The organism is Streptomyces sp. NPDC045967, assembly GCF_056430495.1.
This window is the reverse complement of the sequence record NZ_JBWKLE010000014.1, coordinates 163,885-173,889: the sequence shown is the minus strand read 5'-3', so window position 1 is coordinate 173,889 and position 10,005 is coordinate 163,885. Positions and strand designations below refer to the sequence as shown.

Sequence of the window (10,005 nt, the reverse complement as noted above, 5' to 3'; positions counted from 1 at the left end):
GAAGTCCCCCTCCGCGGCACCAACACCCCCACCCCCGCCCAGGACACCGAGACCACCCCGCCCCTCCAGCAAGCCGCCACCCACTGACCACCGCCCCGCCCCGGCACTCCCCCACGGCACGGCCCCGGAGGACAACCGTCCTCCGGGGCCGTGTGCGCGGGTTCGAATCCTGCCGGGGGCACTTCGCAGGAAGTGGCCAAAGACCCGGCCATCAGCGGCAACGCTGAGACGGGGTCTTCGCGTATGTGCAGCCAACTGCCGCCTACGCAACCCTGTCCATGCTCTGTGGACTTTCATGGACAGGATCTTGACCCATCGGCGCAGGTCACCGCCGGAAACACCGAAGGCCCCCAGACAGGTCCAGGGGGCCTCGCAGCGTATCGCCAATCAGTCGCGATCACTCGTCCTCGCGCAGCAGATCTTCGATCCGGCGGTTGGCTACCTCTTGCCGGCCGTCGAGGCACTTCGCGACCGACTGGGCAGCACCTCCACGCTGTGGCCGGCGCGCTCGGCGACCTCGGTCGGGTCAACCCCGGCATTGAGCCACGTGAAGAGCTCCGAGTGCCGGACGTCGTCGGGCCGACTCGCCAGCGGTGAGGCGGCCGCGGCCGGAGGCAGGGCAGAAGCCCAGCCTCCTGCCAAAGAGCCGTACCCATGCGGAGTGGGGCAACGTCAGGTCCGACTCAGCCAGCCCCACGATCTCGGCCGGCCGGAAGCCCCTGAAGTACATCCCGGCGAAGAGTCCCACCAAGCGCCGGCCGCGCGCTCGGCGGTAGCCCCCGGCGTAGAGACCGCAGTCAGGAGCGACCGGGCCTGCTCCGGGTTGGCCACGACCCGGGGATCGACCTCGTTCGACACCTTGGGCTTCTGCCAGCGCACTGCGGGATGACCGGAGGCCGGTCGTGCGGGTGCGGGCCGGTTGGTGGTTGGGGTGGCGACATCCCGTCTGCCGTCGACCCAGGCAAGCCATAGCAGACCAGGCTTCTGGGGCCCAGCTCGTTCGTCCCGCAAGGTGCTCCACCTTGCGCCCCAGAAGCCTGCCCCGCTATCACTCCGTGTAGGGCGACGGCCAGGAATCGGTAAAGTGCATGGGGCAGCGGCTTCAGTTCAGGGCCCTCAAAGCGGCTACCGAAGCCACGAGACCCGTTCGCTCCAGGCTCTCGATCAGATCTGCGACTGTCAGCGGCGGATTCTTGCACCCGTCGGCAATTCGCTGAAGCACGGCGTAAACGATCTGCGGATTTAGGTCGATCTGCGCCTCCAGAAAGGCGTCAGGGTGAATAGCTTCCACATCCCAGGGAGTGAGAGCCTCTGGCGGAAAATCCTTCAGATTGAACGTAACGATCGCCTGCGCCTTCGTGCGTATTGCGGCCGCCAGCACATGTCGATCGTCGGGATCAGGGAGCTGTATCGAGTTGATAAGTGGTTCGTAGCCGATGACCAGGCAATCCCGCACAGCCCCCTTCATGGCATGCCGTGTCCGATCCAGCTTGTCCGGACTTAGATCGGGCCTTTTTGCCTTGAGGTTACGGAACGTCTCGTCAAGGATCTCCTCAGTCCACTTGGCTTGCACCAAGCCTGCCGCAGCGACGCGGATGAGGACGTCGCGCAAGACGTTCGGATACAGCACATTCGCGTCATAGATGGCGACAAATGCCATGGACTAAATCAGTCCCATCTCCTGGCCGAGCTGCGTCAGCTCGTCGGCAGCAGCACGGCGCCTCTGGTCGTCCTGCTGCTTGTACTCCATGAGAGACGACGCCTTGATTCTGCGATGAGTTCCGACGTTCCGATACTCAATCTCGCCAGCACTGAGAAGCCCGACGAGGAAAGGCCTCGAAACGTTCAGCATGTCAGCGGCTTGCTGCGTAGTCAGCTCTGCGTCCGCTGGCACGACAGAGACGCCACGGCCAGCCCCCAGGTGCGCGAGCATGCCAGCCAGAAGTTCGACGGCCTCACGGGGGAGGGTCAGCGGCTCTGGGTCGCCGTTCTCGACCGTGACCGTGATCTCACGGCGGTCCCGATGCGTCTCCAGGTAGCTGCGGACCTGCCTCAGGGCTCGATTCGTGGACGCAGTCTGCTCAGGGGGGATCGTCACTGGCCTGATGTCCGTCTTGGTCATCTCACACCCCTCGCTGCTCAAGTAGACGGCACGTCTACGACCTAGAGGTACAGTATCCGAAACAATCGAAATATGCGCAACATCTGAATCGCGCCAGGCATGGCCAGAGCCGTCCTCACTAGTGCCGCTACCAGGCACTTTTTCGAAAAATCGCACCTCCGGTCGGTCTATCGAGCCACCGGGGGCGACCTCACATGCGATCTGGGGACACATGTCCCTCATAGCCCCCAGCCGGGCGATCGCAGGGCCTGTCCAAAGGTGAGTCACGCATCCCGACTACCTGCTGGCGGGCCAAGTCCGAGCCAGCCGGTGAAGGGCCGGACCGGGGTCGGTCCGGCCCTTCACCGTGCGCTGCCGAGGAGTGCCAACCGAGGCGGCCGACGTGGATGACCACGAGTAGGTCACCCGTGCTCCAGTCCGAGCCGGGTGCGGACGTCACCGTGGGGTGCCGCGGTCCCGGAGCCCCGGCGCTCGCGGTCCCCGGCCGGGGCCAGGGCGTCCTCGAGGCCGGCCGGTTCCCGAGGGCTGATGAGCACGGCCGCCGGCCGGCCCGTGGTCGGTGATCGTGATGCGTTCGCGGGCGTGGGACGTGCGGCGGACCAGTGATCCGAACTTCGCCCGGGCCTCGGTGATCGGCAGAGCGTCACTCATGTGCAGAAGTGTGCACCTCACGCGCCTTGTGCCGGTGGGTGGAAGCGCCGGCGGCCCGCACGCGCGAGCGCCCCCTCCCGCCGGAAGGCGGAAGGGGGCGCTGCGGTCGGACGAGGGGGGATCAGGGGGACGCGGGGGGCGCCGCGGTCAGGGGGTGGCGCCGGGCTGGGCCAAGGTCGGCCCCGGGACCGCGGTGGCGGGGAGCGCGTCCTCGCCCGGAGCGGCCTGCGCCGGCTTGTCGTCGGCCGGGCCCGCTGACGAACGGGACGACAGGAGGGCCGGGCCGCACAGGGCCAGGGCCAGGAAGATGCCGCAGCCGGCGATCACGAAGACCAGCCGCGGGTTGCCGTCGGGGTTCAGCAGGCTGCCGGCCAGGTAGCCGGCCGTGCTGCCGAAGAAGGCCGCGGAGGACAGGGTGCCGCCGACCCGGCCCAGGACCTCGCCGGGCACGGACTTCTGCAGCAGGGTCTCCTCGCCGACGTTGGCCACGCCGTTGCCGAGCCCCGCGATCAGCTGCATGGCGATCGCCGCGAACAGCACCGGAGCGGCCGCCGTCAGCAGCAGGCCCAGGCCGGTGAAGAACCAGCCCGCGAGCAGCACCCACACCGGCGAGCGGCTCTCCGCCGCGCGGACCAGCCACAGCGAGGCGGCGACCATGGCGACGCCGAAGGACGCGGACAGCAGGCCGAAGCCGGTCTCGCCGGTCTGCAGGGTGTGCTCGGCGAGGAAGACCAGCGCCAGGTTGTCCAGCGAGCCGAAGAACAGGCCGAGCAGGAGCAGCAGCACGATGGCACGGGCCACGCGGTGGTGGCGTACGAACTTCAGGCCCTCGACGGTGTCGCCCAGCAGGGTCCGGCGCTCGCCGGTGCGCAGCGGCTCCAGTGCCGGGATGCGCGTCAGCAGCAGGGCCGAGACCAGGAAGGTGCCCGCGTTGATCGCGAGCGCGCCGTACGCGCTGCCCCAGGCGGTGAAGACGCCGCCGAGCACCGGGCCGAGCGCGGCCTGCAGGTTGAAGGCGGTGCCCATCCAGGCGTTGGCGGGCATCAGGTCCGCCTCGTCGACCAGGCGGGGGACCACCGTACGGCCGGCCGCGGAGAACACCGTGGAGGCCGCGGCGGCCACCGCGACCAGCGGGACCAGGACGGCGAGGCCCGGGCGGGCCAGCACGATGACTCCGAAGACGACCGCCTGCACCAGCTCGGCGGCGATCAGCAGGCGCCGTACGCCCATCCGGTCCGCGAGCGCCCCGGCGAGCGGTCCGAAGAACCGGGGCACGGACTCGGCCAGGAGGATCAGCGAGACGGCGGTACCGGCGTGCTCGCCGCGGCTGACCAGCAGCACGAGGGCCACCATGGCCGCGCCGTCGCCGATCAGCGAGACCGCGCGCGCCAGCCAGAACCGGCGGAACAGCCGGTGGCGTCGGATCAGGTTGGGTTCTGCGGCCAAGGCCTTGGATCCTTTCAAGCGGTGAAGGCCGCCCGCGGATTCATCCGCCCGGCGGCTCTGTCGTGGACCGGTCGGGCGGACCCGGTCAGACCACGGCCCGGCCGTGGTCGCCGCGCCGGGATCCCGCGCTGCGGCGCAGGTCGGCGGTGAGGTTGATGCGCTTGAGCCAGCGGTCGGTGCCGTCGTAGCGGGCCGCGAACGGCCTGCGGCCGTGCACCGCGCGCTTGTTGTCGATGACGAAGAGGTCGCCGTTGCCGATCGTCACGTCGGTCAGCTTCGCCTCGATCGCGGCCAGCAGGGCGTCCTGCGCCTCGGCCGCCTGCGGGTCCAGCGGGTTGCTGTGCATGAACGGCGGGTCGACGCGCAGCCACGGGGCGGCGGGGTCGCCGTCCAGCAGGGCGATCGGCTCGGGCCGGTTCGCCATGGTGTCGATACGGCGGAACTGCTCGCCCTCGGCCGCTTCGGCGGCGTCCGCGGCACCGGTGGCCTGGTTGAAGCCCTTGGTGTGCGACTGGTCGGGCAGGATCGCGAAGCGCTTTTCGAACAGGACCGCGCGGTGCTCCTCGGAGAGCTCGACGTCCGCCATGGCCGCGAAGGTCGTCGCCACCGCGTCGTCGTTGCGCAGGCCCAGCAGCATCATCCAGTCCGCGCGGTGCGGGTGGAAGGCGTCCTCGGTGTGCCAGTCGAGCATGGCCGTGGAGCCGGAGCCGAGCTGGTCGAACTCGTGCCCCGGTACCGGGTACAGGTCGAGGATGAGCCGTCCGCGCTGCTGGCTGCTGAAGGAGAAGGGCTCGCCGAGCAGTGAGCCGACCAGCCGCAGCACGGCGTCGGCGTGGCGCAGCTCGGGGCGGTCGGGCCGCTCCTGGTAGCGCGTGGGAGTGGGTCCCAGCGCGTCCTCGTCGATGAGGAGCCCGCTGATCAGGAATCCCGCGTGCGGGGCCCCGGACAGGCGGAAGTCGGTCAGGACCCGCCGCAGGGAGCGCGGCAGTTCGTGGGACATCAGTGCGGCGAGCTGGAGGGAGCGCCGGGGGTCGAGGCCCTCGGAGTCCCGCGCGTACTCGTGGGCGAGCGCGGCCACGCGGTGGCGTTCGTCCGGCAGGAGTTCGATGCGCGGGACCCCCGGCCCCGGGGACGGCACCGCGGCGGACGCCGCGGCAGGCGGTGCGATGGTCTGCATGGTGGCTCCTGTAGGAGACGGGAGGTTGCCGCAGCCTCTCAGGGCCGACTCGAATCGCACTCGACACGGCCCCGCCCGGCCGGCGGCCCACCCCGCCATACCACTCGCCGCGGCCTCCGGGAGCCGCTCTGGCCTCGACTTCTTGCACTCTTCGAGCGGTGCTGTAGTCGCAGGCGTTGTGCTCATTCCCAGAAGCGGCGCCGGTCCGCAGCCCGGAGGGGCCACGACAGGGAAGAGGTGATTGAAGCGTGAGTGCGACCACCACGGTGAACGCGGCCAAGCGCAGGATCTACGTTTCCGCCTTCAGCCGCTCCGCCTACCTCCCCGTCGTGTGGGGCGCCCTGCGCTCCTACGCCGACACCCAGCCCGACCTCGTCGACGCCTACACCTTCGAGCAGCCGTTCTTCCTGCCCGAGCAGGCCAAGGACCCGGTCTCGCTCATGGAGGACCCGGCGGTCTTCGCGATGTCCTGCTACCTGTGGAACTTCAACAAGAACATGGCGGCCTGCCGCGCCGTGAAGGAGCGCTTCCCCGACGCGGTCACCGTCGTCGGCGGCCCCCACGTGCCGGACAACGCGGCCGAGTTCCTGGACCGGCACCCCTACATCGACTTCGCGATCCACAAGGAGGGCGAGGCGCCCTTCGCCGAACTGCTGAGGGCGCTGCTCCAGGACGAGCCGGACTTCACGGCCGTCCCCTCGCTCAGCTACCGGGACCGGGACGGCACGGTCCGGCGCAACCCGCTCGGCGGGCAGCTGCCCCGCGAGATCGACGTGCCCAGCCCCTGGCTCACCGGCCTGATGCAGCCCTCCTTCGAGGCGGCCCGCTCGGCCGGCTACCAGCCGACCGTGCTGTGGGAGACCAACCGCGGCTGCCCCTACAGCTGCACCTTCTGCGACTGGGGCTCCGCCAACCAGTCGAAGATCCGCAAGTTCGACGAGGACCGGCTGCACGCCGAGATCGACTACTTCACCGAGCAGAACGTCTCGGCGATCCTGTGCGCCGACGCCAACTTCGGCATCCTCCCGCGGGACGTCGGCCTCGCCGAGCACCTGGTGCGCAACAAGCAGGAGAGCGGCTTTCCCGGCAAGTTCGTCACGAGCTACGCGAAGAACGCCAACGACCGCATCGTGCAGATCAGTTCGATGTTCGCCCTCAACGGCATGTCGAACGGCACCATCCTCGCGATGCAGAGCGGCACCCAGGACGTGCTGGAGCAGGTCAAGCGCTCCAACATGCCGGCCAAGAACTACGAGAAGCTCGCCGCCGCCTTCCGCGAGCGCGGTGTCGAGGCCTACACCGAGGTCATCGTCGGCCTGCCGAACGAGACCCCCGAGACCTTCGCCCGCGGACTGTGCCGGATGCTCGAGATGGGCATCCACGACGACATCATGATCTACGAGTGCGTCCTGCTGCCCAACGCCGAGATGGGCAGCGCCGCCCACCGCGAGAAGTACCGGCTGGACACCATCACCCGCACCTACCTCCCGGACGACGTGGAGGAGGTCGAGGTCGTCGTCGGCCACGCCACGATGAGCCGCGAGGACTGGGTGCGCATGTACCTCTTCGGCGCCGTCCTGCAGGCACTGCACAACCGGGGCATCACCCGGCAGCTCGCCACCTACCTGCACACCGAGGGGCTCCTCGGCTACGAGGACTTCTACCGCTCGCTGGCCGACGCCGCGCTCGCCGACACCTCCACCGTCCTCGGCGAGGCCGTCGACCGGGCCCGCGCCCTGCTGTGGGAGTACATCGAGTCGCCCTCCGTCCCCAACGAGGGCAAGGTCGCCTCCCAGCCGGACATGATGGAGCGCCTCGCCCGCTGGGTGCCGGACAAGGAGTCCTGGCTCATCTACGAATGGTGCTGGGCGTACGTGCAGAACGAGCTGGACCGCTTCCACACGGAGCTGCGGGCCCACCTCGAGCTCGCCGGCGTGAAGATCGACGACCGCCTCGAGGAGCTGCTGCGCTACCAGCGCGCCTCGGTGTTCACCGTCGCCGAGTCCGGCACCACCCGCGTCGAGCTCTTCTCCCACGACTGGTCCGGCTACTTCCGCGCACCCGCCGAGGGACTGCGCCCCGGCGTGCACGTCACCAGCTTCGAGCCCCCGGCAAGGATGCGCTGATGGACACGAGCCTGGCGGCCCGCGTCCTGGACCGGGCCGCGAACGAACCGGACCGCCCCGCGGTCGAACTGCCCCCGTCCCCGGGAGTCCCGGGCCGGACCCTGACCTACGGCGCCCTGGCCGACGCCGCCCGTGAGCTGGCGGCCGAGCTGCACCGGCGCGGCGCCCGCCCCGGCGACACGGTGGCGCTGGTCGCCTCCAGCGTGCCCGAACTGGTCGTCGCCCTGCTGGCCACCGCCGGCGCGGGACTGGTGTGCGCGCCGCTCGACGACGCGCAGCCACCCGCCCGGGTACGCCGGGCCCTGCGGGTGGCCGGCGCCCGGACCGCCCTGGTCGCCGCCCCCGAACGGGCCCCGTACTGGCTCGCCGAGCTGGGGGAGCAGGCCGTCGAGGTCCGCCCCGGGACGCGGACCGGCGGCGCCGCGCAGGCGCCCGGCTTCCCCGTACCGGTGGACGACGGCGACCCGGCCTACCTGCTCTTCACCTCCGGCTCCACCGGAGTGCCCAAGGGCGTCCGGGTCGCGCACGGACCCTTCGCCCGGCACTGCGAGGTGGCCGCCGGGGCCTACGGACTCACCCCCCACAGCGTCACGCTCCAGTTCGCCTCACCCGGCTTCGACGTCGCACTCGAGGAGATCTGGCCGACCCTGCTGTCCGGCGGACGGGTCGTGCTGCGCGGCGGCGGCCTGTGGTCGCTGCCCGAGCTGCTCGACGTCAGCGCCGCCCACGGCATCACCATGTGGCAGCTGCCCACCGCCTACTGGACCCTGCTGGGCGCGGAGGCCGCCGTCCGCGGCGACCTGCGCCCGCCGCCGTCACTGGACACCGTGCTGATCGGCGGGGAGGCCGCCACCACGGCCGCCGCCCGCCGCTGGCTCGGCTCGCCGATGGGCGCGGTCCGGCTGCTCAACGCCTACGGGCCCACCGAGGGCGTGGTCACCTCCACGCTGTACGAGGTGCCGCGCACGGCCGGGGCCCTGCCACCCGGGGAGATCCTGCCCATCGGCCGGGCCCTGGACGGCCGTGCGGCCCTGGTCCTGGACGAGGAGCTGCGGCCCGTGGCACCCGGCACCGCCGGCGAACTGTACGTCACCGGGCCCTGCCTGGCCGGCGGGTACGCGGGGGACGAGGCGGCCACCGGCCGCGCCTTCCCCGCGCTGCCCGACGGGCGCCGGGCCTTCCGCACCGGCGACCTGGTCACCGAGGGCGCCGACGGCGTGCTCGTCTACCACGGGCGCCGCGACCGGCAGCTGAAGATCTCCGGCGTACGCGTCGAGCCCGGCGAGGTCGAGGCCGCGCTCGCCGACTGCACCGGGGTCACCGCCGCCGCCGTCACCGTCGCCGGCGAAGGGGACCGCAGCCGCCTGGTGGCGCACGTGGTGCTCGCCGAACCGGCGGCCGACCCGGCACGCCGCGCCGGCGCCCTGCGCGGCGAACTCGCCGCCCGGCTCCCCGCCGCCATGGTGCCCGCCCGGGTGGAGTTCCACGACCGGCTGCCGCGCACCGTCAACGACAAGGTCGACCACCACGCCCTGGCCGCCCCGGCCCGTACCGAGAGGAAGGAGAGCAGGTGACCACCGCATCCACGGCCGATACCGCGCCGTCCACGACCGGCAGCCCGCCGCCCGCGGCCCCCGCCGCGTCCGCCCCGGTACGGGAGTTCGCCCGGACCCTGGCCCAGACGGAACTCGCCGACGCCGCCCGGGAGCTGACCGCGCTCGCCGACGCCCTGGACACCGCCACCGCCGACCCCGAACGGCCCGTGCCCGTACCGGGCTGGGTCGAGGTCACCGGCGAGGGGGAGGACGCGGCCGTCGCCCTGGTGCCCACCGGGGTCCGCGGACTCTACGAGGAGCTGTGCCGCATCGCGGACCCGGTGCGGCTGCGCGCCGCCGTGGTGCTGCTCCTGAACCTGAGCGTCCGGCTCCAGCAGGTGCCCGGCGGAGCACAGGCCGCCGCCGCGGTGATGCAGTGCGGGGCCGAACTCGCCCCGGTGCTGGAGGCCGTCAACGGCGGCGCCCCGCCCCTGGTGGGACGCGCCGCGCTCCAGCTCACCGTCGAGGACGAGCAGGTGCTGCTCGCCGACGCGCAGGCGCGCTGGATCGCGGCCGAACTGGACCGCCTCCCGCCCGGCCCGCGCCGCCGGTCCGTCCTCGGACTGGCCGCGCTCGCCGAGCAGCTGGAGGCCGACCCGGACGCCGTGCGGGCCGCCCGGGCCCTGCGCACCGTCGCGGCGGACGCCGCCCGCGCCCTGGAAGGGGAGATCCGGTGATCACCAGCCAGACGCTCGGGACCACGCTCTTCCCCGTCAGCATCGGCGGCCACCTCGTGGAGGTGGCCGTGGAACTCGCCCGAGGAGCGGCGGCCCGGCTCAGCGCCGGGCTCGACCAGGAACGGCTGCGCGCACACGGTGACGCGGCGGCCGCCCTCCTCCGCCTCACGGCAGCGGAACAACCCGCTCCGTGACCCACAGACGCCGGACC

8 protein-coding genes and 1 pseudogene are annotated in these 10,005 nt (G+C 71.6%); 4 read left to right on the top strand and 5 right to left on the bottom strand.

Features of this window, described 5'->3' with window-relative positions; translation table 11 throughout:
• Nucleotides 1-1,102: 1,102 nt before the first annotated feature.
• The 5 genes and pseudogenes from AC07FY_RS24610 to gntD all read right to left on the bottom strand — a co-directional run bounded on the left by AC07FY_RS24610 (nucleotide 1,103) and on the right by gntD (nucleotide 5,396).
• Nucleotides 1,103-1,660, bottom strand: a complete 558-nt coding sequence (locus tag AC07FY_RS24610) for a VapC50 family PIN domain-containing toxin (RefSeq protein ID WP_479009734.1) — start codon at nucleotides 1,658-1,660, stop codon at nucleotides 1,103-1,105.
• Between the two features lie 3 nt (nucleotides 1,661-1,663).
• Entirely contained in the window at nucleotides 1,664-2,122 is a 459-nt protein-coding gene (locus AC07FY_RS24605) for a helix-turn-helix domain-containing protein (protein WP_479009731.1), read from the bottom strand.
• A 401-nt stretch (nucleotides 2,123-2,523) separates the two neighbouring features.
• A pseudogene (locus tag AC07FY_RS24600) lies at nucleotides 2,524-2,773 on the bottom strand (type II toxin-antitoxin system Phd/YefM family antitoxin).
• A gap of 147 nt (nucleotides 2,774-2,920) precedes the next feature.
• Nucleotides 2,921-4,219 (bottom strand): MFS transporter, encoded by a 1,299-nt coding sequence (locus tag AC07FY_RS24595; protein WP_479009728.1) that lies wholly within the window; start codon nucleotides 4,217-4,219, stop codon nucleotides 2,921-2,923.
• 85 nt (nucleotides 4,220-4,304) lie between these two features.
• Complete coding sequence (gene gntD / locus AC07FY_RS24590; protein ID WP_479009725.1) at nucleotides 4,305-5,396, bottom strand: guanitoxin biosynthesis L-enduracididine beta-hydroxylase GntD; 1,092 nt, start codon at nucleotides 5,394-5,396, stop codon at nucleotides 4,305-4,307.
• A 248-nt stretch (nucleotides 5,397-5,644) separates the two neighbouring features.
• Between gntD and AC07FY_RS24585 the strand changes: the two genes are divergently transcribed.
• From AC07FY_RS24585 to AC07FY_RS24570, 4 genes are read left to right on the top strand one after another with little or no spacing between them, the layout of a single operon-like run.
• Nucleotides 5,645-7,522, top strand: a complete 1,878-nt coding sequence (locus AC07FY_RS24585) for a B12-binding domain-containing radical SAM protein (protein ID WP_479009722.1) — start codon at nucleotides 5,645-5,647, stop codon at nucleotides 7,520-7,522.
• A complete protein-coding gene (locus AC07FY_RS24580) occupies nucleotides 7,522-9,096 on the top strand; it encodes an amino acid adenylation domain-containing protein (RefSeq protein WP_479009719.1) in 1,575 nt (524 codons plus the stop codon). Before AC07FY_RS24585 ends, AC07FY_RS24580 begins: the two co-directional genes overlap by 1 nt.
• On the top strand, nucleotides 9,093-9,794 hold the full coding sequence (locus tag AC07FY_RS24575) for a hypothetical protein (RefSeq protein ID WP_479009716.1): 702 nt from the start codon (nucleotides 9,093-9,095) through the stop codon (nucleotides 9,792-9,794). Before AC07FY_RS24580 ends, AC07FY_RS24575 begins: the two co-directional genes overlap by 4 nt.
• Entirely contained in the window at nucleotides 9,791-9,988 is a 198-nt protein-coding gene (locus AC07FY_RS24570; protein ID WP_479009713.1) for a hypothetical protein, read from the top strand. The genes AC07FY_RS24575 and AC07FY_RS24570 overlap by 4 nt, the downstream gene beginning before the upstream one ends.
• The last annotated feature ends 17 nt before the right edge of the window (nucleotides 9,989-10,005 follow it).